The following is a 24,851-nucleotide window of genomic DNA, read 5'->3' on the forward strand; positions in this document are numbered from 1 at the left end:
CCAGGAAGACCATGTCGAATTTCATCGTTCGCAAAGTCGCAGTGCTGGGTGCCGGAGTCATGGGCGCCCAGATTGCCGCGCACTGCGTCAATGCCAGGGTGCCGGTGGTGCTGTTCGATCTGCCCGCCCGGGAAGGCCCCAAGAACGGCGTCGTGCAGAAGGCCATCGACAACCTGCGCAAGCTCAGCCCCGCCCCGCTGGCCGTGCCGGAGCTGGCCGCGCTGATCGAACCCGCCAACTACGAAGAAGACCTGGCCAAGCTCAAGGAGTGCGACCTGGTGATCGAGGCCATCGCCGAGCGCATGGACTGGAAGCACGACCTGTACGCCAAGGTCGCGCCGGCCATCGGGCCGCAGGCCATCTTCGCCACCAATACCTCGGGCCTGTCGATCACCGAGCTGTCCAAGGGCATGGAAGCCGGTCTGCTGCCGCGCTTCTGCGGCGTACACTTCTTCAATCCGCCGCGCTACATGCACCTGGTGGAGCTGATCCCCACCGCGCATACCCAACCCGCCATCCTGGACCATCTCGAGGCCTTCCTGACCACGGTGCTCGGCAAGGGCGTGGTGCGGGCCAAGGACACGCCCAATTTCATCGGCAACCGCGTGGGCGTGTTCGGCCTGCTGTCGGCCATGATCGAGGCCGAGAAGTTCGGACTGACCTACGACGTGGTGGACGACCTGACCGGCGCCAAGCTGGGACGGGCCAAGTCGGGCACCTTCCGCACCGGCGACGTGGTCGGCCTCGATACGCTGGCGCACGTCATCAAGACCATGGAGGACTACCTGCCCGACGACCCCTTCGCGGCCAACTACGGCACGCCGCCGGTGCTGGCCGGGCTGATCAAGGAGGGGGCGCTGGGGCAGAAGACCGGCGCGGGGTTCTTCCGCAAGCAAGGCAAGGCCATCCTGCGCCTGGATCCTGCCAAGGCCGAGTACGTCCCCGCCGACGGCAAGGCCGACGACGGCGTGGTCCGCATCCTGAAGAACAAGGACGCCGGACAGCGCCTGCAGGCGCTGCGCGACAGCGATCATCCCCAGGCCCAGTTCCTGTGGGCCATCCTGCGCGATACCTTCCATTACATCGCCGTGCACCTGGCCGATATCGCCGATACCGCGCGCGACGTGGATTTCGCGATGCGCTGGGGCTTCGGCCATGGCACCGGGCCGTTCGAGCTCTGGCAGCAGGCCGGCTGGACCCGGGTCGCCCAGTGGGTGCAGGCCGACATCGCCGCCGGCAAGACCCTGTCCAGCGCGCCGCTGCCGGCGTGGGTGACCACGGGCCCGGTGGCCGAGCGGGGCGGCGTGCACACGCCCGAGGGATCGTGGAATCCGGCCGCCGGCCGGTTCGAGCCGCGCTCGAGCCTGCCGGTCTACCAGCGCCAGATATTCCGCGCGCCGCTGGCGGGCGAAGGCATCGCGCCGCTCGCGGCGGGACGGACCGTCTTCGAGGATGAAGCCATCCGGCTATGGACCCTGGATCGCGCCGGCCTGGACGACGTGCTCATCGCCTCGTTCAAGACCAAGATGCACACCATCAGTCCGGCCGTGACGCTGGGGCTGCTGAGGGCGGTCGACATCGCCGAGGAAAGCTACCGCGGTCTGGTGATCTGGAATGCGGGCGAACCGTTCTCGGCGGGCGCCGATTTGCAGGCCATCATGCCCTTGTTCATGAGCGGCGGCGTGCAGGCCGTCGCGCCCGAAGAAGAGCGCCTGCAGCAATTGATGCTCCGCGTGCGCTACGCCCAGGTTCCCACGGTCGCGGCGCTGGCCGGCATGGCGCTGGGCGGCGGATGCGAGCTTTCGGTGTATTGCACCCGGCGGGTGGCGCATTTCGAGACCTACCTGGGCCTGGTCGAGGTGGGCGTGGGCTTGATTCCGGGCGGCGGCGGGCTGACTTATCTCGCGCGGCGCGCCGCCCAGGAACACGCGCTGGCGCCCGAGACCTCCCTGCTGCTGTTCCTGAAGAAATACGCCTTGCAGGCCGCCACGGCACAGGTCTCCAAGTCGGCCGTGGAGGCGCGGCGCATGGGTTACCTGCTGGAAGACGATCCCATCGTCTTCAACGTGCACGAGGTTCTGTACGCCGCCGTCCGCGAGGCGCAGGCGCTGCACGACACCGGCTGGCGCGCGCCGTGGAAGGAGCCGTTCGCGGCGGCCGGCAGCGAGGGCATCGCCACGCTGACCTCGCAACTGGTCAACATGCGCGACGGCGGCTTCATTTCCGAATACGACTACCATCTGGGCCGCGCGATCGCCGAGATCCTGTGCGGCGGCGAGATCGAGGCGGGGTCGCTGGTGGACGAACAATGGATCATGGCGCTCGAGCGGCGGACGTTCATGTCGCTGCTCGGCAATCCCAAGACGCAGGAGCGCATCATGGGCATGATGCAGACGGGCAAACCCGTTCGTAATTGATAATGGCCCCCCCTACGCGCTGACGCGCGCCCCCCAGGGGGCGATGCGGGTGGACCGGAAGGAAAGCCCACCCCCTTGAGGGGGACGCGCGAAGCGCGGAGGGGGTGGGCCCTCGCGTAGCGGGTATAACTTCAGGAGATGTAGATGTCTCGACAATTGCAGGAAGCCTACGTGGTCGCGGCGGCCCGGACGCCCATAGGCAAGGCGCCTCGCGGCGCGCTCAGGACGGTGCGGCCCGACGACTTGCTGATACATGCCATCCGGTCGGCGCTGGCGCAGGTGCCGGGGCTGGATCCCCAGCGCATCCAGGATGCCATCATCGGCTGCGCCATGCCCGAGGGTGCGCAGGGCCTGAACGTGGCCCGCATTTCCACCCTGCTGGCGGGGCTGCCGCAGAGCGTGGGCGGCGTCACGGTCAACCGGTTTTGCGCGTCGGGGCTGACCGCGGTGTCCATGGCCGCGGACCGCATACGCGTGGGCGAGGCGGACGTGATGATAGCCGGTGGCGTCGAGTCGATGAGCATGGTGCCGATGATGGGGTTCAATCCGTCGGTCAACCCGCGCGTGTTCGAGGGCGACGAGAACATCGGCATCGCCTACGGCATGGGCCTGACGGCCGAGAAAGTGGCCGCGCAATGGAGGGTGTCGCGCGAGGACCAGGACGCCTTCGCCCTGGCCTCGCACCAGAAGGCCCTGGCCGCGCAGCAGGCCGGCGAGTTCAAGGACGAGATCGCGCCGATCGAGGTCGTGGCGCATTTTCCCGATCTCGATGCGCAGCAGGTCGCCACCCGCAAGCGCACCTTGTCGCTGGACGAAGGGCCGCGCGCCGATACCAGCGCCGAAGCGCTGGCGCGCCTGCGGCCGGTATTCGCGGCCAAGGGGAGCGTGACCGCCGGCAACAGCTCGCAGACTTCCGACGGCGCCGGCGCGCTGGTGCTGGTGTCCGAGAGGGCGTTGAAGGAATTCAACCTCACGCCGCTGGCCCGCTTCGTGACCGCGTCGGTGCGCGGCGTGCCGCCCGAGATCATGGGCATCGGGCCGAAGGAGGCGGTGCCGGCCGCATTGAAGCAAGCCGGACTGTCGCTGGCCGACATGGACTGGATCGAGCTCAACGAAGCGTTCGCCGCGCAGTCGCTGGCGGTGATTCGCGATCTCGGCCTGGACCCGGCCAAGGTCAATCCCATGGGCGGGGCAATCGCGCTGGGACATCCGCTGGGCGCGACGGGCGCGATCCGTTCGGCCACCGTGGTCCATGCGCTGCGGCGCCGCAACCTCAAGTACGGCATGGTCACCATGTGCGTGGGCACGGGCATGGGCGCCGCCGGCATTTTCGAACGGGTCTAGAAAAGAATCCGGCTGGCCCCATGCCGGCCGCGCGCGGCCGCCGGAAATGCGGTACTTTGGAGTCAGGTCATGGCGCGGTAGCCGGCGGGGGCCTTTCCATGAGCGAGTTCGTCACGCTGGAAGTCCACACCAATCCCTGGGATGCGCACATCACCCGGGGACTGCTGGAAAGCGAGGGCATTCCGGTCCTGCTGCAGAACGAGCACCAGGTTTGGGCCAACTGGCCTTTCTCGCTGGCGCTGGGCGGGGTACAGGTGCAGGTGCCGGCCAATGCGCTGACGCGTGCCACGGCCATCCTGAACCGGCGCAACAGCGGCGAGTACCAGCAGGAAGTCTTCGATATTCCCGCCACCGGGATGCGGTGCGCATCCTGCGGCGGCACGCGCTTCACGCGCGACGTGAACTGGGGCCAGGTCGTCCTTGCGCTGGTCACGCTGTACTGGAGCAGCGTCATCTTTCCGCCGCGCAAGGGGCCGATGAAGTGCGCCGACTGCGGCGGCCGGCCCGAGGCCTGACCGCAGCGCACCGGCCCGGGCGGGATGGGCGCCGGGAGTCCGCGAAGGCTACCGGCGGCCCGGCGCTTCGTCTTGTTTCAGGCGGTCGGCGTTTTCCTGCATCCGGCGCAGCAGCGCCAGCAACTGTTCCACGTCGGCGCCGCTGAATCCGTCGAGTACACGGGATTGCCTTTCCATGGCCCTGGCGATCAGCGCCTCGCTGGTCTGCCGCCCCTTGGGCGTAATGCTGAAGATCGTGCGCCGGGCGTCGGCCGGGTCCGGTACCGACCCGACCAGGCCGGCCCGTACCAGCTTGGCCAGCGTGCGACTCACCCAGGCCTTGTCGATGTGCAGCGCATGGCAAAGCGGCGTGACCCCCATGCTGCCGCGAGTGGCCAGTATCACCAGGCAGCGGTACTCGGGCAGGGTCAGCCCGGCCACTTCCTGCGCGTTGCGCTCGGCCAGGCTGCCCAGGCTCGAGGACAGGCGGAAGATGAGGAAGCCGAGCAGCGTGGTCAGCTCGAAATCGACGGGCGCGGCATCGCGCCGGCGCTGGGCGGTCTTCATCGGGGGCTCCGTGCGGCCGGCCCGCCGGCGCGAGAATCCGGTGCTGGGCGGGACGGCACAAAGACGGCAAGTTTCATCGGCCAGAAACAGGGAAATGCGATCAGGCGTCATGTTGACAGAGGATGGCCGGCCGTGTCATTTGTTGTCATAACATCATTGACAACACAACAAAAAGCGCGCATCGTCTCCGCTAACTTTCATTTCCATTCCCGGTCCGATGGCTTCCAACCTTCTCATCATCCTGTCGGACGAGCACAGCCCGGGCGTCATGGGCTGCGCCGGACATCCCGACGTAGCCACGCCGCATCTGGATGCGCTGGCGGCCTCCGGCACCCGGTTTTCGAATGCGGTCTGCGCCAGCCCCATCTGCGTGCCCGCCCGGGCGGCGTTGGCCACCGGCCGGGCGGTCCACGAAGCGGGCTATTGGGACAACGTGGATGCCTACGACGGTGCCGTGCCGAGTTGGCATCACGTGCTGCGGGAACGGGGGCACGAGGTCGTTTCCATCGGCAAGCTGCACTATCGGGGCGCCGAGGGCGAGGACTACGGCTTTTCCGCCAGCCTGCTGCCCATGCACATCCATGGCGGCCGGGGCGAGGTCAAGATGCTGCTGCGCAATCCCCCGGCTTTCCTGGGGGACGGCGCCAACATGCTGGCTTCGGCCAAGGCCGGGGAGTCCGACTACAACCGCTACGACGACCGCATCTGCGAAACGGCCATCGATTGGCTGAAACGCAAGGCGGCCTCGCCCCCGCCGGACAAGCCCTGGGTCCTGATGGTCTCGCTCGTGGCCCCCCACTTTCCGCTGACGGTGCCGGCACCGTTCTTCGACCTGTACGCCGGCCGCGCGCTTCGCCTGCCCAAGGCCTACCGCTTCGGCATCGACGAGAAAGCCCATCCATTTGTTCGCCAGTACGCCCGCGCCACCGGCTACAACGTCCACTTCCGCGACGAAGCGGACGTGCGGCGCGCGCTGGCGGGCTATTACGGCCTGGTCAGCTTCCTGGACGCCAAGGTCGGCAGGCTGATGGCGGCGCTGCATGAGTTCGGGTTGAAGGACGGGACGCGGGTCATGTACCTGAGCGACCACGGCGACAACGTTGGGGCTAGGGGGCTGTGGGGCAAGAGCACGATGTATGCGGAATCGGCCGGCATTCCGCTGATACTGGCGGGTGCCGGCATCCAGGCGGGGCGCGTGGAGGAAACGCCGGTCGGCCAGATCGACGTCTACGACACGGTGCTCGACGCCGTCGGCGTGCCCGCGGAGGCGAGTACGGCTTCGGCGCGATCGCGGTCGCTGTTGCGCGACTTGCCCGGCGATCGCGTCGTGCTGTCCGAGTATCACACCGTCGGCTCGCGCGCCGGCGTATTCATGCTGCGCGATGCCCATGCCAAGTACGTGCACTATTGCGACCATCCGCCTCAGCTGTTTGACCTCGACGAGGACCCGGACGAGCTGGACGACATCGCGGCGCGCTCGCCTGGGCGGGTGCGCGCCTGGCGCGACCGGTTGGCCGAATTCTGCGATCCGGACGAGGTGGATCGCCGCGCCAAGGCGCGCCAGGCCGAACTGATAGGCAAGTTCGGCGGCGCGGAAGCCATCCGGGCGGGGGCGGGCATAGGCGGCCATACCCCCGTCTCGGCATGACCACTTTTTTCCCATTCTTCATGCGGCCGCAAGGGCCGCCGCGCACATGCCAAAAAGCAGGAGACATGACATGAAACGCCCCAGGGGGTTGGGCAAGCTGATCGCGGTCGCGCTGGCGCTTGCAGCCGGATTGGCGCAGGCGCAGCCGGGAGGCGCCATCCGCCTGCTGGTGGGTTTTCCGGCCGGCGGCGCGCCCGATGCCGTGGCCCGTGTATTCGCCGAGCACTTGCGGCTGGCCAGCGGCGCCAACGTGGTCGTGGAGAATCGCGCGGGCGCGACCGGCAAGCTGGCCATCGACGCGGTGCTGGCGGCGCCGGCCGGCGGCCTCACGCTCATGGTGATGCCGTCCAGCTCGCTGCTGCTGACGCCCATGGTGCTGAAATCCGCGAACTACGACGCCGTGCGCGATTTCTCCGCCGTTTCGGCCCTGGCCGAGTATGGTTTCGGCATGGCGCTGGGCCCGGCCGCCCAGGGCGCCACCCTGGCCGATTTCTCCGCATGGGCCAAAAGCCACCCGGACAAGGCCAACTACGCCACGCCGGGACTGGGCACACCTCAGCATTTCCTGGGCGCGGAACTGGCCAGGCAGATAGGTGCGCCGCTGACGCACGTTCCCTATCGCGGGGGGGGCAATGCCGTGACGGACGTCCTGGGCGGCCAGGTGGCGGCGCTGATCACGACCGAGCAATTGCTCGTGCCCTACCAGGCGCAGGGCAAGCTGCGGGCCGTGCTCGTCACGTCGCCGCAACGCAACGCCAAGCTGCCCGGCGTGCCGACCGCCCGCGAGTCCGGCCTGCCGCAACTGGAGGCCGTGGACTGGTTCGGGCTGTTCGCCAGGGCCGGCACGCCTGCGGAGCGGCTGGCCGAATGGCAGACCCGCGCCGACGCCGTGCTGGCCAGCCCCGGCTACAGGAAGGCGATTGCCGACATGGGCTACGCGCTGCCCGCCCAACCCACCGCGGGGCTGGAGCGGCGGCTGGAGCGAGAGCGGGGGATATGGAGCGAGCGCATGCGGGTTTCCGGTTTCAAGGCAACGGAATAACATTTGCTGACGGCTGGGCCCAGGCCGCGCGGGCTGCCGGGCCGCGCGGCCGGTGGTCCGATGCGAACCTCCCGGCCTGAGGAGCACGCTATGCAGAAGTTGAACGCCCGGGAAATCGAACAGGCCATGGCGCAATTGGCGGATTGGGAGCTGGATGCCGCCCGCGGCGCCATCCGGCGCCGGTTCCAGTTCGACGACTTCGGCCAGGCTTTCGCGTTCATGACGCGCATCGCCTTGTATGCCGAGAAGAACAACCATCATCCCGAATGGTCCAACGTCTACAACCGGGTGGACATCACCTTGACCACCCACGATGCGGACGGCCTGACGCTGCGCGACATCGAGCTGGCGCGCCATGCGGACGAGGCCGCCCGCGCCTATCCGAAGAGGGCGGGATGAAACGCCCATCGACCGCGCCCAAGCACGGGCTGGCCGCCGGCGAGGCGGGCCGGCCCGAGCGGGCGGACTGGACCGTGGACCAGGGCTGGGAGCGCTACACGGCCGAAGAGCACGCAGTGTGGAAATTCCTGTTCGAACGCCAGGCCCGGCTGGTTCCTGGCCGTGCGTGCCGCGAGTTCGAGGCGGGCATGCGCGGCCTGCCCATCGGCGCCGACCAGATTCCCGATTTTCGCCGCCTGAGCGACGTGCTGGCCAAGCGCACCGGCTGGCAGGTGGTGGCCGTGCCGGGCCTGGTGCCTGACGACGTGTTCTTCGAGCATCTGGCCAACCGGCGCTTTCCGGCCGGGCAGTTCATCCGCCGATCCGACCAGCTCGACTATCTGGAAGAGCCCGACGTCTTCCACGACGTCTTCGGCCACGTGCCCATGCTGATGAACCCGATCCTGGCGGATTTCGTGCAGGCCTACGGCGAGGGCGGGCTGCGGGCCCAGCGCATGGGCGTGCTGCCCAACCTGGCGCGCGTCTACTGGTACACGGTGGAGTTCGGCCTGGTCAGACAGGCGGAAGGCCTGCGCATCTATGGATCGGGAATCATTTCTTCGTATGCCGAAAGCCTGTTCGCGCTGGACGATCCCTCGCCCAACCGCTTGCGGTTCGATCTCGAGCGCGTCATGCGTACCCGCTACCGCATCGACGATTTCCAGGAAACCTATTTCGTCCTGCACGATCTGGAGGAACTGCTGGAGCTGGCGCGGGTGGATTTCGCGCCCGTCTACGAGCGAGTCCGCACGCTGCCCGAGCTCGAGCCGGGCGAGCTGCTGGCGCAGGACGAAGTCATGACCGAAGGCACGGGCGCCTACCATGCCCGGGCAAGGGAGAACTAGCGTGGCATCCATGCATGCGGAACGGCGCACGGTGATGGTGACCGGTGCGGCGGGAACCCTCGGAAGCGCCGTGGCCGCGGCCTTCGCGGGCGAAGGTGCCAATCTCGTGCTGCTCGACCGGCGCGAGCCTCGCCTGCCCGAGGGCATCGATGCGTCGGCCTGCCTGGTCGCGCCGGTCGACCTGCTCGACGCAGGCCAGGTGTCGGCTGCCGCGGATCTGGCCCGCCAGCGTTTCGGCGCGATCGACGTGTTGTGCAATATCGCGGGCGGTTTCCGCATGGGCGAGGCGGTGCACGAGACCAGCAGCGATACCTGGGATTTCCTGTTCGACCTGAATGCCAGATCGGTGGTGCATGCCGCCCGGGCGGTCGTGCCGGGCATGATCGCCCGGCGTTCCGGCCGGATCGTCAACGTCGCGGCGTTTGCCGCCCGGCACGGCGTGGCGCGCATGGGCGCCTATTGCGCATCGAAGAGCGCCGTCGTCCGCCTGACCGAGGCGATGGCGGCCGAACTGCGCGAGCAGGGCATCAACGTCAACTGCGTCATGCCCACCATTATCGACACGCCGGAAAACCGGCGCGACATGCCCGATGCCGATCCCGCCAATTGGGTGGGGCCGGCCGACCTGGCCGAGGTGATCCGCTTCCTCGCCTCGCCCGCCGCCAAAGCCATCCACGGCGCGGCCCTTCCGGTAACCGGGCTGTCCTAGGGCGTGTTAACGCTAAAAGGAGCCTCGCACAGGCGGGCAATCGGTCGCCAGGCTAGGCGCGGTCGCCGCCGCGTGGCTGTGCCACGCAAGGTGAGCGCAACGACGCCTGGCGACCGATTGCCCGCCTGCCCGAAGGGTGAGTACCCAAATGAGCGCCCCTCCGCGTTGCGAATGCTCGCCGTGGTCCCGCCACGACTGCGCTTCGCGCCTTGATGGCCACTCATTTGGGTACTCATGCGAGGCTCCTTTTAGCGTTAACACGCCCTAGCGCCCGCAGGTCGCTAAGGGGTGAACTCACCCAAAGAGCCGAGTTCCTCGATGAGCTCGGCCCATGGGCGCCGTCCGGCCGACAGGTTCAAGCTTACGTGATGGGTGCCGGCTTCGCGCATGCGCGACAGGATGTCGCCGAGCGCCCGCAAGCCGGTGCGATAGCCCAGTTCGATCGGCTCCGCCGGGGCGTCGGAGCGGTCCAGCAGTTCGACCCGCATGGCCACGCCAAAGCCGCGGAACCGCCCCGGGGCGGCGCGTTCCACCGCTTGCCGCCAGAAACGATGCCGACCTTGCTGGACTTCCGGTTCGCGGTGGTACGTCATCCAGCCGATGGCATGGCGGGCGATCCAGTCCAGGCTCTGGCCCGCCGATCCAACGGCCAGCATGGGAATGGGCATGGCTGCGCGCGGGCGCAGGCTGAAATCGATGGGCGGATCGTCGAGCCGGTCGGGCAGCACCCGCGCCGGCAGTTCCAGGGCCGCCGCCAATTGTTCCCAGCGGGCGCGGAAGTCTTCGCGGCGCCGGGCGGCATCGCGGCCGAATGCGAGGTACTCCGGCGGCCGGTCTCCCGAGCCCAGCCCCAGCATGAAGCGACCAGGCGCCAGGGCCGCGACCGAGGTCGCGCCCTTGGCGACGTGCAGGGGATGCCTGAGGGTCAATACGATGGCGCCGGTCACCAGCGCGATGCGATGGGTATGGGCGGCGAGCGCGCCCAGCCACACCCAGGGATCCAGATGGCCGATCGATTCCGGATACCCCGGATGGTTGAGCGGCACGTCGCGCACCCACAGCGCGGCGAACCCGGCCGCCTCCGCCTGCGCGGCCAACTCCAGTTGCCGGCGGAAATCCACTTCGCGTTCGCCCTTGTATTCGGCCGCTTCGACCCACGGCAGGCCCAACCCGATCGACAGCCTGCCGGGCTGGAACAGGGCCGTCGCGGGCGTCAGCGGACTTTCATGCATCAGGCGCTCCGCCTGGCGGCCGGGTGGAGAACGCCGGGGGCCGTCACCTCAAGCCGGCTCCATGCCGTTGCTGCGCTTGATCTGCGCGGTATCGGCGCTGGCCATGAAGGCGAGCAGCTCGCGCACGGCCTCCGGCTGGGCCGAGGCGGTGGCCACGCCGGCCGAGAAGGTCGTCAGCGTCTGGATCTCGGGCGGCAGCGGGCCCAGGATATCGATGCCGGGCAGGTTCATCATTTCGCTCAATTGCTGGAAGCCGAGCTCGACCTCGCCCTTGGCAATGAGCGATCCGACGGGGACGCCGGGCGTCGCCTGCACCGTGCGGTCCTTGATCTGGTCCGCGATGCCCCAGCGTTCGAACAACTTGGCAAGGTAGATGCCGCTCGGGCCGGTTGAATAGCCGATGGTGCGGGCGTCGAGCACCGCCTGCTTGAGCGCCTGTTCCGAGCCGATGTCCACGCGCGGTGCGCCGGCGCGCACGGCCACGTAGACACCGGACTTGACCAGGTCCGCCCGGCTGCCGGCCACGATGCGGCCGGCTTCGGTCAACTGGTCGATGACATTGGCGGCCAGCACCACCGCGTCGAACGCTTCGCCTGCCTGCACCCGCTTGGCGGCGTCCACGCCTCCCACGGATTCCACGAGGATTTGCTGCGAATGCGACTGCTGGAACTTGGCAACGAGATCGGCAAGCAGCTGCTTGGTTGCCATCGAAGAAATGATATGGATCTGGGAGGCCATGCGGTTTGCTTCCTGTAGATCGGGCCGGCGGCATGAGAGGCCCGCGCTTGCGGAGAATTAGAACACAGCGAGGTCAGTCACCCCGCCCCCATTCGTCGACGAAGGTGTCGCGGAATGCACGCAGCCAGTCCAGGCGCTTTTCTGCCAGCCGGGCGCCGGCCGCGGTCCGCATGGTGGCGGGCAGGGTGGCGAGCTTGGCTTCGATATGGTCCAGCGCGTAGGCCCGGTCGTCGAGCGGCCGGTCGCGGGCGAGCGGGTCGGCAGGGTGGGCCAGCGCCGATCCCATCCGGCCCGCGGTGTAGTACAGGCGGGCCAGCCCCACCGCGCCCAGCGCGTCCAGGCGGTCGGCATCCTGGACGATGCAGGCCTCGATGGTGCGCGGGGCGATGCCGGCCGAAAAACTGTGCGCCTCGATGGCATGGGCCACGCCGTCCAGCTTGTCGGCCGGAAATCCGGCATCGGCCAGCAGGCGCCGGGCACGTTCGGCCGCCATGCGGGAGGCCCGCGCGCGGTCGGGATGCTGCTTGGGCAGGTTGACGATGTCGTGCAGATGGCAGGCGGCGAGGACGATCAGCGGATCCGCTTCGGGATGCTCGGCCAGCAGGCTCGCGGCCGCGCGCCATACGCGCGCCACGTGCGTGGCGTCATGGGCGCCGTCCGCCCCGTCGTCGGGCATGGCCATTGCGGCCAGACGGGCGCGCCACTCATCCAGCTCGCCGCCCATGCCCGCTTCAGCCCGGGGCATGCGCAAGCACGTTGACGACATTGCCGAACGGGTCCCGGACATAGAAGCGCCTCACGCCCCAAGGTTCGTCGCAGGGGCCATAGACGATCTCGGCTCCCCGCGAGCGAGCCCGGGCGTGGACCTCGTCCACGTCGTCCACTTCGATGGACAGCGCCGGCACCATCGTGCCCGAGCCGCCTTCGCTGGCCACGCTCAGCTGCGGCGTTTGTTTGCCGCCGGACGCGAAAGTCAGCAGCCAGCCGTGGTCCATCACGATCTCCAATCCCAGCAAGTCTTCATAGAAGGCGCGGGCCAGGGCGGGATCGGGAGCGGCGAGATTGGCAACGATGCGGCGGACTGTCATGGGAGAGCGATTCACGGAAGGCGCTTCCGGCATTCTATCGCCGCCGATGTGCCAGCCGGTTCTTGCAAAATTTTTGAACGTCGTATAAAAATGAACTTAGTTCAATATAGTGACAGGAAGTTCGCATGGAATCCCCGTCCCCGGAAACCGGCCGCAGGGAGCGCAAACGCCACCACACCATGGATCATCTCGCGGCCACGGCTTTCCGCCTGTTCGAGGCGCATGGATACGATGCCGTCACCATGGAGTCGGTCGCATCGCATGCCGACGTGGCGAAGGGCACGCTGTACAACCATTTCCCCGTCAAGGAGGCGCTGCTGGCGCACCAGTTCCATGCCGAGCTGGCGGCGGGGCTCGAGGCGTTGCGCGAGGCCATCGCCGCGCAATCCGGTTTCGCCGCGCGGCTGCGCTACCTGCTGGCCGCGTCGGCGCAATGGTGCGAGGGCCGCCGCGACTACCTGCCTCATTACCTGCAGTTCAGGCTGGCCGGGCCCGACGCGGCCGCGCGCTACCGGGGCGATCGCGGCGCATCGAGCGGCATCGACCGGGCGTTCGGCGCGCTCATCCGGTCGGGGCTGGAGGACGGGTCGCTGCGGCCGGGCCAGGACGCCGACCGGCTGACCGCTTTCCTGCAGCATCTGCACCTGGGCGCCCTGATGCATTGGCTGGCGACGCCCGGACTCGACCTGCGGGCGGAGTTCGACGCCATGGTCGATTTCTTCCTTGCCGGCGCGTCTTCCGGCGGGGCGGATGCCGCGCGGCGGCGGGGGAACGGACAGTGACCGGTTTCATCCTCGATTGGCCCGCGGCGGCGGAGCGCGGACCGGGCGCCGCCGGCGGCAAGGGCTGGCAGTTGGGCCGCATGGCCGAACTCGGGCTGCCCGTGCCGGACGGCTTCGTCATCGCGGCCGAGGCGAGCCGGTCGCATGGCATCGGCCAGCCGGTGCCCGCACCCGTATTGGCAGCGGTCGAAGCCGAGATCGCGCGGCGCGGCTGGACCGGGCGCCCGTTGGCGGTGCGCTCGTCGGCGCCGCAGGAGGATTCGGGCAGCGCCTCGTTCGCGGGCATTCATCGTTCGCACCTCAATGTGCGCGGACCGGCGGCGATGGCCGTCGCCATCCGGTCCGTATGGGACTCGGCCTGGGAAGAGCCGGCCCTGGCCTATCGCCAGCGTGCCGGCATCTCGCGGGACGACGTATCGATGGCAGTGGTGGTCATGCCCTTGCTCGATACCGTGGCCAGCGGCATTGCCTTCACCTGCGATCCTCTTTCCGGCCGGGACGACCAGGTCGTCGTGCATGCGCACTGGGGGCTGGGCGAGGCGCTGGTGGGAGGACAGGCGCAGGGCGACGAATACCGGCTGCAGGAACGGCTGCCCGGCCAGCCGCTGGCGCTGGTGGCGCAGCAGCGAGGCACGAAGCAGCGCATGACGCGGGCCGCCGCGCGAGGCGGCACCGAACTGGCGCCGACGCCGGCCGAGCAGGCAAGCGGCGCCGTGCTCACCGATGGCCAGGCCGAGACTCTGGGCGCGCTCGCACGCGAGGCCGCCTGCGCGCTGGATTACGCCGCCCCCTGGTACGACCTGGAGTGGACCTGGGACGGCACGCGTTTCTGGATTGTCCAGGCGCGTCCGGTCACGGCACGGCGGCGCCATACCTACCCGGCGCTGCAGGGCCAGCCCGGATTGTGGTCGCGGGCCAATACCCGGGAAGTCCTGCCCGAACCGCTTTCCGCGCTCGAATGGGGCCTGGACCGCTGGATGGTGGACCGCATGTTGACGCGCGGTTATGTGCTCAGCGGCTACACACCGCTGCCCGGGGTTCGCCGCGCGGCGCTGCACTGGGGACGCCTGTACCTGGATGCCTCGGTCATGCAATGGGAAGCCTACGATGCGCTGGGCATCGCGCCCCAGGCCATCAACCGCCTGCTCGGCGGCTCCCAGCCGGAAATCTCGGTTCCTCCACGCTCGGCGCGCCAGCGGCTGCGGCACGGCGCAAGCATGCTGCGCTATATGTGGCATGCCGGCGGGATGCGTCGCCGCGCCGGCCGGATCCTGGATGCCGCCCGCCGCCAGGCGGCGCAATGGCGGCAGGCGCCTTTGCCCGCTGGTGCGCCGGGCCTCGCTCATCGCCTGAGAGAACGATTCGATGCCATGCATCGCGCCGACGATCTCTTCTTCCTGCAAGGATCGGCCGGTGGAACCTTGTCCGGCCTCGTCGACCTCGTCGGGAAATATTGCCCTGGCGAAGGGCATGCGCTCGTCGCGGCCCTGATGGCGGGCGGCGAACCGAGCGTGACGGCCCGCCAGGCGTACGAGCTGATGGAATTGGCCGCCGTCGCGGCCGCCGATCCTCCGGCCCTGGCCTGGTTGCGCCACCCGGGCCGCGATGCCGCGGCCTGGGCACGCGAGCTCGGGGAGGACTCGCCCTTCCGCCGGGCCTTCGCCGTTTTCCTCGACCGCTATGGCCATCGCGCCATTGCCGAAAGCTATTTAGGCAGCCCGCGCTGGCGCGAAGACCCCGCCTACCTGTTCGACATGGTGGCGGGGTTCATCGGCCACGATCCGCAAGCGCAGCGCCGCCGCCAGCGCGAAGCCGCCGACCAGGCCTGGCGCCGGCTGCGCGAACGGGCTCCCGGCTGGGCGCTGCCGCTGGTGCGCTGGCTGGTCAAGGTCTCCACGCAGGAAAGCAATCATCGCGAAGCGGCCCGCAGCGCGCTCATGGCCTATCTGGAAGTGCTGCGCCGGGAGCTGCTGGCGGCGGGAGGCATGCTGGCCGGTCCCGACGGCCTGGCGCGGCCCGAGGACGTGTTCCATCTGACGCTGGACGAGATCTACGCGGCGCTCGAAGGCAGCCTGGCGCCGAGGCACGCGGCCGTCAGGGCCGCCTGGCGACGTGCGCGGCGAGAGGCGTGGGCGGCGCAGCGCGAGCCGGAAGTGCTGATCGAAGCGGCGCAAGGGGCGGTGGCCCCCTTGCCCGGCGATGGCCGCGTCGGCGGCCGTGGCGGCGACGCCTGGTCCGGCACGCCGGTGGGAACCGGCCATGCGCGGGGAGTCGCCCACGTGGCCAAGGGCCCGCGCGACGGAGTCGGCATGGCGCCCGGCAGCGTGCTCGTGGCGCCCTCCACCGACCCGGCATGGACGCCGCTATTCCTGCGGGCCGGCGCCCTTGTCATGGAGACGGGCGGATACCTGTCGCACGGCGCCATCGTCGCGCGCGAGTTCGGCATTCCCGCCGTGGCCAACCTGCCCGGCATACTCGAGCAGGTCGCGACGGGCGACCTGCTCGACGTGGATGGACATGGAGGAACGGTGCGCAGGATTGCGCGCGCTGGATGAGACATCCGGGGATGGGTAAAGTGGTGACTATCCTTCCCAGATTCCCCGGCCGCCCTTGAGCTCGTCCACGTCCTCCGATCCCCGCCTGAATCGACTGCGCCGCATGAAGCTCGGCGCGCTCGGCCTCCTGGCCGCCGCGCTGGCCGGGTTCGCGCTCAGCCACGCCATGGGCGGGCAGGGTGCCTGGGCATGGGTGCGCGCGTTCTGCGAGGCCGCGGCGGTCGGCGCGCTGGCGGACTGGTTCGCCGTCGTGGCGCTGTTCAAGCGGCCACTGGGCCTGCCGATTCCGCACACCGCCATCATCCCCAGCAACAAGGCTCGCCTGGCCGACAACCTGGCTGTTTTCGTGCGCGACCATTTCCTCGATCCCGACGCCTTGCTCGCCCGGCTGAAGGTGTTCGACCCGGCGAGCCGGCTAGGGACGTGGCTGAGCGAACCGGCCCAGGCCCGGGCGGTCGCCGCGATGGTGCGCACCTGGCTGTCGGAGGCGCTGGACCTGCTCGACGAGCGCGCCGTGCGCGACGCCATCCAGGGATTCGTGGTGTCGCGGTTGCGCGCATGGGACGCCGGCGCCACCGCGGGCGAGGTGCTGGGACTCCTGACCCGCGACGGACGCCATCACCAGTTGCTGGACGAGGCCCTGCGGCGCCTGGGCGGCTACCTGGACGACGAAGGCGTCAAGGCGCGCGTCTCGGGCCTGATGGTGAAGTACGCGCGCAAGGAATGGCCCAAGATCGTCGGGACGGTCAATCTGGTGAGATCCGTGGACAGCATCGCCGACAGCCTGGCGGACAGGCTGGCCCGCGCCATGCTGGACGAACTGCAGGAAGTGCTGTCCCGTCCGGACCATCCGCTGCGCCGCGACTACGAGGAATGGGTCGAGGCCTACGTGGCCCGCTTGCGCGACGATGAGGCGTTGCGCGAACAGATCGACCGGATCAAGTCGAGGCTGATCGACCAGCCCACGGTGCGCGACTATGTACAGGGTCTATGGGGAGAGATCCATGCCGCCCTGCGCAGGAATCTCGACAGCGACGCGTCCCCCCTGGTGCGGCACCTGGAGCGGAGCCTGCTCGGCCTCGGGCGCCAGCTGGCGGGCAACCCCGCGCTGCGCGACGCGATCAACGAACACGTCATGACGGGCGCCCGCAGCCTGGCGGCCCGCCTGCGGGCGGGCGTGACCGAACACATCGCGCAGACGGTCAAGGGATGGGACGAGCGGCGACTGGTGCAGGAGCTGGAGCTGAGCGTGGGCCGCGACCTGCAGTACATCCGCTACAACGGCACACTGGTGGGAGGGCTGATCGGCGTGGTGCTGCATGCGCTGGTGGTGACGCTGGGCGGGTGAGGCCCGGCTCAGGCAGCGTCGTCGCCCAAGGCCGGCGCGCGTCTGCCGCCCCGCAGTATGCGTGCCGCGACGGCGGCGGCGAACACGACCAGGATCGCGCCGATCAGCGCCGTAAGCTGCAGCGCATCCACGAATGCCGCGCGGGCCGCCGCCAGCATGGCCTCGGCCGCGGGGCCGGGCAGCGAATGGGCGGCCGCCACCGCGCCGCCCAGGGTGGACGAGGCGGCCGCGGCAAGCTCCGGCGGCATGCCGTCCGGCATGGCCTGCGCCAGGCCGGCGCGATAAATCATCGTGCCTATGCTGCCGAACAGGGCGATGCCGAGCGCCCCGCTGAATTCGGCGCTGGTCTCGGATATGGCCGACGCCGACCCCGCGCGCTCCGGCGGCGCCGACGTGATGATCATCTCGTTGCCGATGGTGAACACGGGCGCCATTCCCAGGCTCATGACGATCATGCCGGCCATCAATACCTCCAACCCGAACCGGCCGCCGGCGGGCAGGATCAGCGCAAAGCCCACGGCCGCCGCCAGCAGTCCGCCCACGAAGATGGCGAGTGGCGACACGCGCCGGGCCAGGCGCGGCGCGAGCAGCGAGCCCACGACGAAACCCAGCGCCCAAGGCACCGTTACCAGGCCCGCGCGCAGCGGGTCCAGGCCCAGCACCAGCTGCAGATACTGGGTAATGAATATGTAGACCCCGAACATGGCCAGGCATGACAAGGCATAGGCCGCGATGGCCGCGCTGAAGGCCGGCCGCAGGAACAGGCTCATGTCCAGCAGCGGGTAAGGCAGGCACCGCTGCCGGCGCACGAAGGCCACGCCCACCGCCAGCCCGGCCACGATAGCGGCCGCGGGCGCCCAGGCCAGGCCATGCTGGGCGATCTGCTTGAGCCCGTAGATCATCGCCAGCACCGCGGCCAGGGATTGCGCCACGCTCAGCGCATCGATGCGGCCGGCTTCCGGGTCGCGGTACTCCGGCAGCAGCAGCGGACCCAGCACCAGCAGGAGCAGCATCACCGGCACCGCCACCAGAAAAACCGAGCCCCACCAGAAGAACTGCAGCAGCAGCCCGCCCACCAGCGGTCCGATGGCGCTGCCCAGCGAGAAGCTCGCGATCCAGATGCCGATGGCGAGCTGCCGTTCATGCTCGTCGTGGAACATGTTGCGGATCAGGGACATGGTCGAGGGCGCCAGGGTCGCGCCCGCAATGCCGAGCAGGGCTCGCATGGCGATCAGCATGCCGGCGCTGTCGGAAAAGGCCGCGATGGCCGACGCGCCGCCGAAGGCGGCGGCGCCGATCAGCAGCAGCTTGCGCCGGCCGATGCGGTCGCCCAGCGTGCCCATGGTGATCAGCAGCCCCGCCACCAGGAAACCGTAGATATCGATGATCCACAGCAATTGGGAGCTGGAGGGATTCAGCTGCGCGCTGATGGCGGGTACGGCCAGGTTCAGCACGGTCAGGTCCATGGCATACACCATGCAGGGCAGGGCGATGACGGCCAGCCCTATCCATTCCTTGCGGGTGGCCTTGCCGGGAGAAGAAGATGTCATGAGTCGGGACGCTTGAAGATGGAGAATGATGGCGGCGGCGGATGACAGGCGTGCGGCGGTGCGCGGCCTGTCATGCCCGCCCGCCCTCTGGCGCAAGCGCTTCGGCCGCGCGCGCCAATAGGAGCTCCTGTTCCCGCAGGTTGCGCGTCATCGCCGCCGCGCGCAGGAACTCCTCGCGCGCTTCGGCACGGCGGCCGAGCTTGAGCAGCATGTCGCCGCGCACGCTGGGCAGCCAATGATAGTTCGCCATGGCCGGCTCGGACTGCAGCGCGTCCACCAGCTCCAGGCCTGCCGCCGGACCGAACGCCATGCCGACGGCCACCGCCCGGTTCAATTCCACCACCGGCGAAGGCGCCACCTGTGCCAGGGCGTCGTAGAGCGCCACGATCTGTTCCCAATCGGTCTCCTGCGGGCGCCGGGCGCGCGCATGGCAGGCGGCCAGCGCCGCTTGCAGGGCATAGGGGCCGCGCGCCCCGCCCAGCGACTCCGAACGCGCCAGGGCGGCCAGGCCGCGCCGTATCAGCAGCGGATCCCAGCGCGCGCGATCCTGTTCCATCAACAGCACGGGGCGTCCGTCTGCATCGGTGCGGGCCGGGATGCGCGAGGCCTGCAGTTCCAGCAGCGCGCACAGGCCGTGCACTTCGCTCTCGTCGGGAGAAAGCCCGGCCAGCACGCGCGCCAGGCGCAGCGCCTCGTCGCAGAGCGCCGGGCGCATCCAGTCGTCGCCGGCGGTGGCCGAATAGCCCTCGTTGAAGATCAGGTAGATCACCTCGAGGACGGAGGCGAGCCGCGCCGCGCGCTCCTGTTCGCGCGGCACCTCGAACGGCACCTTGGCCGCCGTCAGCGCCCGCTTGGCGCGCACGATGCGTTGTGCGATGGTGGCCTCGGGCACGAGGAAGGCGCGGGCGATCTCCTGCGCCGTCAGCCCGCCCAGCAGCCGCAGCGTCAGCGCCACGCGCGCATCGGTGGACAGCACCGGGTGGCACGCGGTGAAGATGAGGCGCAGCAGGTCGTCGCCCACCTCGTCTTCGCGGGCCGCTTCGAACTGCGCGGCCGGGTCGGGCGCATACCCGTCCTGCAGCAGTTCGGTCTCGTGGCCGTACTCCTCCTGCTTGCGGGCATGCAAGGCTGCCTGCCGCAGCCGGTCCAGGGCCCGGTTCTTCGCCGTCGTCATCAGCCACGCTCCGGGATTGTCGGGCACGCCGTCCCGGGGCCAGCGCTCGAGCGCGGACACCAGCGCATCCTGCGCCAGCTCCTCGGCCAGGCCGACGTCGCGCACCATGCGCGCGACGCTGGCGATGATCTTGGCCGACTCGATGCGCCATACGGCCTCGATGGCATGGTGGGTGGCCGCCTGCGTCACGGGCTCAGCCTTGCTCGACGGTGCTCGGGTCCATGTAGAAGACCTCCCAGATGTGGCCGTCGAGATCGTCGAAGCCATGGGAGTACATGAACCCGTGGTCCTGGGCGGGACGCGGCGCCGTGCCGCCGGCCGCCAGGGCCTTGCTGACCAGGTCGTCGACCTCGGCCCTGCTTTCGCAGCTCAGCGCCACCAGCACCTCCGTGCTGCGCGTGGCATCGCTGATTTCCTTGTTGATGAAAGAGCGGAAATACTCCGACGTGAGCAGCATGGCGTAGAGGTTCTCGCCGATGACCATGCAGGCCGCCTGGTCGTTGGTGAACTGCGGGTTGAAGGTGAAGCCGAGCTTGCCAAAGAATTCCTTGGAGCGGGGCAGGTCGGCGACGGGAAAATTCACGAACATTTGCTTGTGCATGATGAGGCCTCTCGTTGGCGGGACGTGGAATTCCGGGAGTCAGTGGCTGGCGGTCTCGAGCTGGCGGAAGCGCTCGATCGCGGCGTTTTGCTCGAAGTCCTCGAGCTCGAATATCTCGCGGACCTCGATCTCGCCGTCCGCGGTCTCGCCCATGGGCGCGGGAAAGCGGCGGGCCCATTCCATGGCTTCGTCGCGCGAGCGGACCTGTATCAGCGTATAGCCGGCGATCAGTTCCTTGGTCTCGGCGAACGGACCGTCGACGACGGTGCCTTTGCCCGCGCGGTAGCGGATGCGCCAGCCGCGGGAGGAGGGTTTCAGGCCGTTGGCGTCGAGCAGCACGCCCGCCTTGGCCAGTTCTTCGTGGTAGGCCGCCATGGCGGCCAGCAGGGGCTCCTCGGGCATGACGCCGGCCTCGGTATCGGCCGTGGCGCGCACGATGATCATGAATCGCATGGTGGTTTCTCCGGTGATCGCGAGCCCGGGGGCGGGCTCTTGTCGGTACGACGAACGAGCGTGGTCCGGATCGACACGGCACATGCGATCTAGGGAAACTACCTAGTCGCGAGGACGGGCGGGACTATTGGTAGCAGGGCGCGATCTCGCGAACCTCGACCGTGCACCACTGCGCGGCCGGGCAGGATTCCGCGATGGCCACCGCTTCTTCCCGCGTGGCGCAGTCGAGGAGGAAAAAGCCGCCTATCATTTCCTTGGCTTCGGCGAACGGGCCGTCGACCATCCGGGTGCGTCCGTCCCGTTTCTGTATCCGCACGGCGCGGTCCTGCGAGGCCAGCGATTCCGCCGCCATGAGCATCCCTCGTGACTTCAGGTCGGCCCCGAACGCCAGCATGCGGTCGTAGAGGTCTCGGCCGGCCTGTTCGGTGCGCTCGGCGCGCTGGCCGGTGGGTTCGACGATGAGAAGCATATAGGCCATGGAAGCTCGCACGGATAGGGTCGGCGAGGGCCGACGAGGGCGGGACGCAGATTCTTGCAGATTTTGGCCGGTTTTTCATGACCATGTGTAAGCTGTCCGGCCAGGATTTGACCCCTTCGGCAACCGCCTGCGTTTCTGCGAGTCCGAATGATCCGCGGACGTTCGCGCATTCAGATGCGCAACTGATACGAGCGAGTCTGTCGTATCTTGCCGGCAAGGCCGCACGCCGGCGTCGGCCGCCCTGCTGGGCGCAGCATCGATATCGGCCAACGCGGTCGCCAAGGCGGCGCCCGGCGGACACACCTTGCTCGTGAAGAGCGAATCCACCATTACCGGCAATCCGTTTCTGTACGAGAAGCTGCCCTACGATGCGCTGCGCGACCTGGCGCCGGTCTCGCAACGGGTCAGTCTGCCGCAGATGGTTCTCGCGCATCCCCCGGTCAAGGCCGGCTCGCTGGACGAGCTGGTGGCGCAGGCGCGCGGCCCAACGAGCTGAACTTCCTCCGCGACTCGGCTGTCCGCGCCGCTACGTTGCCTGCGACGCCGAGGGTGCGTCCGTTTTCTCCACGGTCGCCAGCGCGGCGATCAATTTCTCGTTGAACGCCGGCAAGTCGGCCGGCTTGCGGCTGGTGATCAGGTTGCCGTCCAGCACCACTTCCTCGTCCACCCAATTCCCCCCCGCGTTGCGGATGTCGTCCTGCAGCGACGGCCAGCTCGTCAATTGCCTGCCGTCCACAAGGCCCGCGGACACCAGCAGCCACGGTCCATGGCATATGACTGCGACCGGCTTGCCCTGGTTGTGGATGGCCTGCACGAAGCGCCGCGCGCCTTCCTCCATCCTGATCACGTCGGCGTTGAAGACTCCGCCTGGCACCACCACGCCGGCGAAATCGCCAGGCTCCGCGTCATCCCAGCTCAGGTCCACCTTGAAGCTGTCCGCCTTCTCGTCGTGTTTCATGCCCCGGATGCGGCCGGCGGTGGCAGACAGGATACGCACGGTCGCACCTGCCTGTTCCAGGGCGTCTTTCGGGCCGGTCAATTCCACCTGCTCGAAGTTGTCGGTGGCCAGTATCGCGACGGTCAATCCTTGCAACGGCTTTGCCATGAATATTCTCCCTGGGGTGTAGAGCCAAGCTCAAGCCGGGGGAGGCAGCAAACGGCGTGCCCGTACGCGGGACGCGCGTGCAAGGGGCTCGGGTATACCCTAAAACGAGTATCATTATGCGCAAATGTCCGATCACCCACGTTCCACCTCGACCCCGTCCGATCGAGCTGGCGGCACTGCTGCGTCCAATGCCTCGGAATTGGCTTCACCGGTAGAAGACCAGCGCCAGCTGGTGCTGGCGCTGATCGGGATCTGCGCCGTCGTCATGCTGGTCGCGCTCGATTCCACCATCGTCGGCACCATTCTTCCCCGCGTGGTGGGCGAACTCGGCGGCATGCCCCTCTACGCCTGGGTCGGTACCGGCTACCTGCTGGCGTCGGCCATCGTCATCCCTATCTTCGGCCGGCTCGGCGACCTGTTCGGCCGCAAGCATTTCATCCTGATCTCGCTGTGCCTGGTGGCCTTTGGCTCGGTGCTCTGCGGCATCAGCCAATCCATGCCGCACTTGATCGCCGCCCGCACGCTGCAGGGCATAGGCGGCGGCATGATGATCGCCACCGCGTTCGCCGCGCCGGCGGACCTGTTTCCGGACGCGCTGCGCCGGGTGCGCTGGCAGGCCCTCATCTCGACTTCCTTCGCCGTGGCCAGCGGAGTCGGGCCGATGCTGGGCGGCGTGATTACCGAGAGTTTCGGCTGGCGCGCGGCATTCTTCGTGAGCCCGGTCATGGCGGTGGTGGCCTTCGTCATGCTGCTGATCTATTTCCCGCTGCTCAAGCCCCGGCACGAGCAGCCGCCGCGCATCGACTGGCTGGGCGGCGTGCTGCTGGCGCTGGCCGTGGGCACGCCGATGGCGGCGCTGGAGCTGGGGTTTTCGTCGCCGCCGCGCCCCGCGCTGGGGCTGGTGTTCGTCGTCCTGGCGGCCGTGGCCCTCGTCCTCCTGGTCTGGTATGAGCGCAAGCTCGAGCAGCCCATGTTCCCGCTGCGGGTGCTCGAACCCAGGGAGTCGCGGCTATTGAACATCGTCGGCGTCATGACGGGAGCCGTGATGTTCATCCTGATCTACTACGGTCCGCTCCTCTTGCAGGTCGAGGTCGGCCTGACCCCCACCGAGGCGGGCATGATCCTGGCGCCGCTGGTGGCCTGCATACCGGTGGGCAGCGTCATCAACGGGCGATTGTTCCCGCGCCAGAGCCAGCCGCAGCGCCTGATGGTGTTCGGTGCGCTGCTGCTGGCCATCGGATGCGTGGGAGTCATGTTCCTGGAGCGGGGGTCGTCGATGGTATTCGCCGTCGCGGCCTTCGGGCTCGCCGGCATCGGCATGGGCTTCATCATTCCCAACCTGACGCTGTTCATGCAGATGATCGCCGAACGGCGCGACGTGGGCGTGGCCTCGGCCCTGATCCAGACCACCCGCACCCTGGGCAGCGCGGTGGGCACTGCGCTGGTGGGCATCGTCATCGCGCGCACGTCGGTCAACGCCGGCATCCAGGCCGGCATGGTGATGGCCATCGTCTTCTGCGCAGCGATGATGGCGCTTTCCCAGCGCATCAAGATGAAGAACGTGCGCCGCTGAATAGGCCCTAGTGCAGGAAGGTGTGGTAGGCCACCAGCGCGGCGATCACGCCCAGCGCGACCAGCCACGACAGCCGGTTGATCCATTGCGAAGGCAGATGCAGCGAATGCCCCCCGGCGGCCGCCAGCGAACGGGGCGCGCGGGGCGGACGCGGCTCCGGGCGCTCGAGCGCCCGGCACGCACAGACCGAGAACAGCGCGAAGAAGTTGTCCATCATCTTGCGCGCGATCTTCTCGGCCTGGTCGGCCCGCAGTTGGCTGAGCCGGCCTTCCAGATCGGCGTGGGCCGTGTACGAGACCCGGGTACCGTCGCCTTCGGGAGCGAGCCGGATATCGGCGTATCCCTTGGCCGAACCGGCCGCGCCGCCTTCACCTTCGAAGGTGAGGTGGTAGGAATGGGGGGGGTGGATGTCGGTGAGCTGCAATCGGCCCTGGAAGCGGGCGGATACCGGGCCGACTTCGGCGCGCAGGTTGACCTGATATTCGTGGTCGGAGATCCGCTCGACCTTCTCGCATCCGCTGATACAGACCTTGAGCGTCTCGGGTGCGATGAGCTTGTTCCAGGTACGTTCTTGAGACGCTGGAATCAGGCGCGAACCGGAAATTTCCATGATGAGTCTCCTTCGCCGTAGGGGCAGGCTTGCGCGCTGCCATGTTGGCTGGCCGGCCGG

The 24,851-nt window shown here is 68.7% G+C and carries 25 protein-coding genes; 13 read left to right on the top strand and 12 right to left on the bottom strand.

The genetic code is table 11. From position 1 onward, the window contains the following. Positions 1–11: 11 nt before the first annotated feature. The 3 genes from CDO44_RS12335 to CDO44_RS12345 all read left to right on the top strand — a co-directional run bounded on the left by CDO44_RS12335 (position 12) and on the right by CDO44_RS12345 (position 4,276). Positions 12–2,417: a 3-hydroxyacyl-CoA dehydrogenase/enoyl-CoA hydratase family protein gene (locus CDO44_RS12335; protein ID WP_087780506.1), complete on the top strand. Its 2,406-nt coding sequence runs from the start codon at positions 12–14 to the stop codon at positions 2,415–2,417. A 144-nt stretch (positions 2,418–2,561) separates the two neighbouring features. Then, complete coding sequence (locus tag CDO44_RS12340) at positions 2,562–3,761, top strand: acetyl-CoA C-acyltransferase (RefSeq protein ID WP_087780507.1); 1,200 nt, start codon at positions 2,562–2,564, stop codon at positions 3,759–3,761. A gap of 98 nt (positions 3,762–3,859) precedes the next feature. Further along, positions 3,860–4,276, top strand: coding sequence for a putative signal transducing protein (locus CDO44_RS12345; protein ID WP_087780508.1), 417 nt, complete (start codon positions 3,860–3,862; stop codon positions 4,274–4,276). Between the two features lie 48 nt (positions 4,277–4,324). Here the strand turns inward: CDO44_RS12345 and CDO44_RS12350 are convergent, their stop codons facing one another. Then, entirely contained in the window at positions 4,325–4,822 is a 498-nt protein-coding gene (locus CDO44_RS12350; protein WP_158213273.1) for a MarR family winged helix-turn-helix transcriptional regulator, read from the bottom strand. A gap of 217 nt (positions 4,823–5,039) precedes the next feature. Between CDO44_RS12350 and CDO44_RS12355 the strand changes: the two genes are divergently transcribed. From CDO44_RS12355 to CDO44_RS12375, 5 genes are all read left to right on the top strand, one after another. Then, complete coding sequence (locus tag CDO44_RS12355) at positions 5,040–6,470, top strand: sulfatase-like hydrolase/transferase (protein ID WP_087780510.1); 1,431 nt, start codon at positions 5,040–5,042, stop codon at positions 6,468–6,470. 70 nt (positions 6,471–6,540) lie between these two features. Further along, positions 6,541–7,512, top strand: a complete 972-nt coding sequence (locus CDO44_RS12360; RefSeq protein ID WP_158213274.1) for a tripartite tricarboxylate transporter substrate-binding protein — start codon at positions 6,541–6,543, stop codon at positions 7,510–7,512. 90 nt (positions 7,513–7,602) lie between these two features. Then, positions 7,603–7,911 (top strand): 4a-hydroxytetrahydrobiopterin dehydratase, encoded by a 309-nt coding sequence (locus CDO44_RS12365; protein WP_087780512.1) that lies wholly within the window; start codon positions 7,603–7,605, stop codon positions 7,909–7,911. Next, positions 7,908–8,795 carry a phenylalanine 4-monooxygenase gene (gene phhA, locus CDO44_RS12370; protein WP_087780513.1) on the top strand — a complete coding sequence of 296 codons (888 nt, stop codon included), beginning with the start codon at positions 7,908–7,910 and terminating at the stop codon, positions 8,793–8,795. Before CDO44_RS12365 ends, phhA begins: the two co-directional genes overlap by 4 nt. Before the next feature lie 10 nt (positions 8,796–8,805). Then, positions 8,806–9,504 (top strand): SDR family NAD(P)-dependent oxidoreductase, encoded by a 699-nt coding sequence (locus tag CDO44_RS12375; RefSeq protein WP_087780633.1) that lies wholly within the window; start codon positions 8,806–8,808, stop codon positions 9,502–9,504. Between the two features lie 281 nt (positions 9,505–9,785). Here the strand turns inward: CDO44_RS12375 and CDO44_RS12380 are convergent, their stop codons facing one another. The 4 genes from CDO44_RS12380 to CDO44_RS12395 all read right to left on the bottom strand — a co-directional run bounded on the left by CDO44_RS12380 (position 9,786) and on the right by CDO44_RS12395 (position 12,562). Continuing rightward, entirely contained in the window at positions 9,786–10,736 is a 951-nt protein-coding gene (locus CDO44_RS12380; protein ID WP_087780514.1) for a TIGR03571 family LLM class oxidoreductase, read from the bottom strand. Positions 10,737–10,784: 48 nt separating this feature from the next. Beyond that, positions 10,785–11,474: a substrate-binding domain-containing protein gene (locus CDO44_RS12385; RefSeq protein ID WP_087780515.1), complete on the bottom strand. Its 690-nt coding sequence runs from the start codon at positions 11,472–11,474 to the stop codon at positions 10,785–10,787. A 73-nt stretch (positions 11,475–11,547) separates the two neighbouring features. After that, positions 11,548–12,219, bottom strand: a complete 672-nt coding sequence (locus CDO44_RS12390) for an HD domain-containing protein (protein WP_369824634.1) — start codon at positions 12,217–12,219, stop codon at positions 11,548–11,550. Beyond that, positions 12,206–12,562: a VOC family protein gene (locus CDO44_RS12395; protein ID WP_087780634.1), complete on the bottom strand. Its 357-nt coding sequence runs from the start codon at positions 12,560–12,562 to the stop codon at positions 12,206–12,208. The genes CDO44_RS12390 and CDO44_RS12395 overlap by 14 nt, the downstream gene beginning before the upstream one ends. Positions 12,563–12,687: 125 nt before the next feature. Here CDO44_RS12395 and CDO44_RS12400 point away from each other — a divergent pair, with 125 nt between their 5' ends. From CDO44_RS12400 to CDO44_RS12410, 3 genes are all read left to right on the top strand, one after another. Continuing rightward, entirely contained in the window at positions 12,688–13,344 is a 657-nt protein-coding gene (locus CDO44_RS12400) for a TetR/AcrR family transcriptional regulator (protein WP_087780517.1), read from the top strand. Then, positions 13,341–15,899, top strand: coding sequence for a PEP/pyruvate-binding domain-containing protein (locus tag CDO44_RS12405; protein WP_087780518.1), 2,559 nt, complete (start codon positions 13,341–13,343; stop codon positions 15,897–15,899). Before CDO44_RS12400 ends, CDO44_RS12405 begins: the two co-directional genes overlap by 4 nt. A gap of 103 nt (positions 15,900–16,002) precedes the next feature. Beyond that, positions 16,003–17,247: a DUF445 domain-containing protein gene (locus CDO44_RS12410; RefSeq protein ID WP_087780519.1), complete on the top strand. Its 1,245-nt coding sequence runs from the start codon at positions 16,003–16,005 to the stop codon at positions 17,245–17,247. Between the two features lie 8 nt (positions 17,248–17,255). Here CDO44_RS12410 and CDO44_RS12415 read toward each other — a convergent pair whose 3' ends face one another. The 5 genes from CDO44_RS12415 to CDO44_RS12435 all read right to left on the bottom strand — a co-directional run bounded on the left by CDO44_RS12415 (position 17,256) and on the right by CDO44_RS12435 (position 21,503). Next, positions 17,256–18,797 carry an MFS transporter gene (locus tag CDO44_RS12415; RefSeq protein WP_087780635.1) on the bottom strand — a complete coding sequence of 514 codons (1,542 nt, stop codon included), beginning with the start codon at positions 18,795–18,797 and terminating at the stop codon, positions 17,256–17,258. Between the two features lie 70 nt (positions 18,798–18,867). Continuing rightward, positions 18,868–20,160 carry an RNA polymerase sigma factor gene (locus CDO44_RS12420; RefSeq protein ID WP_087780520.1) on the bottom strand — a complete coding sequence of 431 codons (1,293 nt, stop codon included), beginning with the start codon at positions 20,158–20,160 and terminating at the stop codon, positions 18,868–18,870. 4 nt (positions 20,161–20,164) lie between these two features. Then, positions 20,165–20,572 (bottom strand): VOC family protein, encoded by a 408-nt coding sequence (locus CDO44_RS12425; RefSeq protein ID WP_087780521.1) that lies wholly within the window; start codon positions 20,570–20,572, stop codon positions 20,165–20,167. Positions 20,573–20,611: 39 nt separating this feature from the next. Continuing rightward, the gene (locus tag CDO44_RS12430; RefSeq protein ID WP_087780522.1) at positions 20,612–21,025 is read right to left on the bottom strand and encodes a YciI family protein; all 414 of its coding nucleotides are present in this window, start codon (positions 21,023–21,025) and stop codon (positions 20,612–20,614) included. Positions 21,026–21,149: 124 nt separating this feature from the next. Beyond that, complete coding sequence (locus CDO44_RS12435; RefSeq protein ID WP_087780523.1) at positions 21,150–21,503, bottom strand: YciI family protein; 354 nt, start codon at positions 21,501–21,503, stop codon at positions 21,150–21,152. 259 nt (positions 21,504–21,762) lie between these two features. On the opposite strand from CDO44_RS12435, the gene CDO44_RS12440 reads away from it, so the two are divergent. Continuing rightward, positions 21,763–21,999, top strand: a complete 237-nt coding sequence (locus CDO44_RS12440) for a tripartite tricarboxylate transporter substrate-binding protein (RefSeq protein WP_255407797.1) — start codon at positions 21,763–21,765, stop codon at positions 21,997–21,999. A gap of 30 nt (positions 22,000–22,029) precedes the next feature. On the opposite strand, the gene CDO44_RS12445 is transcribed toward CDO44_RS12440, so the two are convergent. Further along, on the bottom strand, positions 22,030–22,608 hold the full coding sequence (locus CDO44_RS12445) for a type 1 glutamine amidotransferase domain-containing protein (RefSeq protein WP_087780525.1): 579 nt from the start codon (positions 22,606–22,608) through the stop codon (positions 22,030–22,032). A gap of 124 nt (positions 22,609–22,732) precedes the next feature. Between CDO44_RS12445 and CDO44_RS12450 the strand changes: the two genes are divergently transcribed. Continuing rightward, entirely contained in the window at positions 22,733–24,181 is a 1,449-nt protein-coding gene (locus CDO44_RS12450; protein ID WP_144389510.1) for an MFS transporter, read from the top strand. A gap of 7 nt (positions 24,182–24,188) precedes the next feature. Here CDO44_RS12450 and CDO44_RS12455 read toward each other — a convergent pair whose 3' ends face one another. Then, positions 24,189–24,791, bottom strand: a complete 603-nt coding sequence (locus tag CDO44_RS12455) for a CoxG family protein (RefSeq protein ID WP_087780526.1) — start codon at positions 24,789–24,791, stop codon at positions 24,189–24,191. Between the last annotated feature and the right edge of the window lie 60 nt (positions 24,792–24,851).

The sequence above is a fragment of the Pigmentiphaga sp. NML080357 genome (assembly GCF_002188465.1).
GTDB lineage: Bacteria > Pseudomonadota > Gammaproteobacteria > Burkholderiales > Burkholderiaceae_B > Pigmentiphaga.

Bases quoted from the DNA above. Each gene is read 5' to 3' on its own strand.
- CDO44_RS12335 (WP_087780506.1), top strand. From the start codon at position 12: ATGTCGAATTTCATCGTTCGCAAAGTCGCAGTGCTGGGTGCCGGAGTC.
- CDO44_RS12340 (WP_087780507.1), top strand. From the start codon at position 2,562: ATGTCTCGACAATTGCAGGAAGCCTACGTGGTCGCGGCGGCCCGGACG.
- CDO44_RS12345 (WP_087780508.1), top strand. From the start codon at position 3,860: ATGAGCGAGTTCGTCACGCTGGAAGTCCACACCAATCCCTGGGATGCG.
- CDO44_RS12350 (WP_158213273.1), bottom strand. From the start codon at position 4,822: ATGAAGACCGCCCAGCGCCGGCGCGATGCCGCGCCCGTCGATTTCGAG.
- CDO44_RS12355 (WP_087780510.1), top strand. From the start codon at position 5,040: ATGGCTTCCAACCTTCTCATCATCCTGTCGGACGAGCACAGCCCGGGC.
- CDO44_RS12360 (WP_158213274.1), top strand. From the start codon at position 6,541: ATGAAACGCCCCAGGGGGTTGGGCAAGCTGATCGCGGTCGCGCTGGCG.
- CDO44_RS12365 (WP_087780512.1), top strand. From the start codon at position 7,603: ATGCAGAAGTTGAACGCCCGGGAAATCGAACAGGCCATGGCGCAATTG.
- phhA (WP_087780513.1), top strand. From the start codon at position 7,908: ATGAAACGCCCATCGACCGCGCCCAAGCACGGGCTGGCCGCCGGCGAG.
- CDO44_RS12375 (WP_087780633.1), top strand. From the start codon at position 8,806: ATGCATGCGGAACGGCGCACGGTGATGGTGACCGGTGCGGCGGGAACC.
- CDO44_RS12380 (WP_087780514.1), bottom strand. From the start codon at position 10,736: ATGCATGAAAGTCCGCTGACGCCCGCGACGGCCCTGTTCCAGCCCGGC.
- CDO44_RS12385 (WP_087780515.1), bottom strand. From the start codon at position 11,474: ATGGCCTCCCAGATCCATATCATTTCTTCGATGGCAACCAAGCAGCTG.
- CDO44_RS12390 (WP_369824634.1), bottom strand. From the start codon at position 12,219: ATGCCCCGGGCTGAAGCGGGCATGGGCGGCGAGCTGGATGAGTGGCGC.
- CDO44_RS12395 (WP_087780634.1), bottom strand. From the start codon at position 12,562: ATGACAGTCCGCCGCATCGTTGCCAATCTCGCCGCTCCCGATCCCGCC.
- CDO44_RS12400 (WP_087780517.1), top strand. From the start codon at position 12,688: ATGGAATCCCCGTCCCCGGAAACCGGCCGCAGGGAGCGCAAACGCCAC.
- CDO44_RS12410 (WP_087780519.1), top strand. From the start codon at position 16,003: ATGAAGCTCGGCGCGCTCGGCCTCCTGGCCGCCGCGCTGGCCGGGTTC.
- CDO44_RS12415 (WP_087780635.1), bottom strand. From the start codon at position 18,797: ATGACATCTTCTTCTCCCGGCAAGGCCACCCGCAAGGAATGGATAGGG.
- CDO44_RS12425 (WP_087780521.1), bottom strand. From the start codon at position 20,572: ATGCACAAGCAAATGTTCGTGAATTTTCCCGTCGCCGACCTGCCCCGC.
- CDO44_RS12430 (WP_087780522.1), bottom strand. From the start codon at position 21,025: ATGCGATTCATGATCATCGTGCGCGCCACGGCCGATACCGAGGCCGGC.
- CDO44_RS12435 (WP_087780523.1), bottom strand. From the start codon at position 21,503: ATGGCCTATATGCTTCTCATCGTCGAACCCACCGGCCAGCGCGCCGAG.
- CDO44_RS12445 (WP_087780525.1), bottom strand. From the start codon at position 22,608: ATGGCAAAGCCGTTGCAAGGATTGACCGTCGCGATACTGGCCACCGAC.
- CDO44_RS12450 (WP_144389510.1), top strand. From the start codon at position 22,733: ATGTCCGATCACCCACGTTCCACCTCGACCCCGTCCGATCGAGCTGGC.
- CDO44_RS12455 (WP_087780526.1), bottom strand. From the start codon at position 24,791: ATGGAAATTTCCGGTTCGCGCCTGATTCCAGCGTCTCAAGAACGTACC.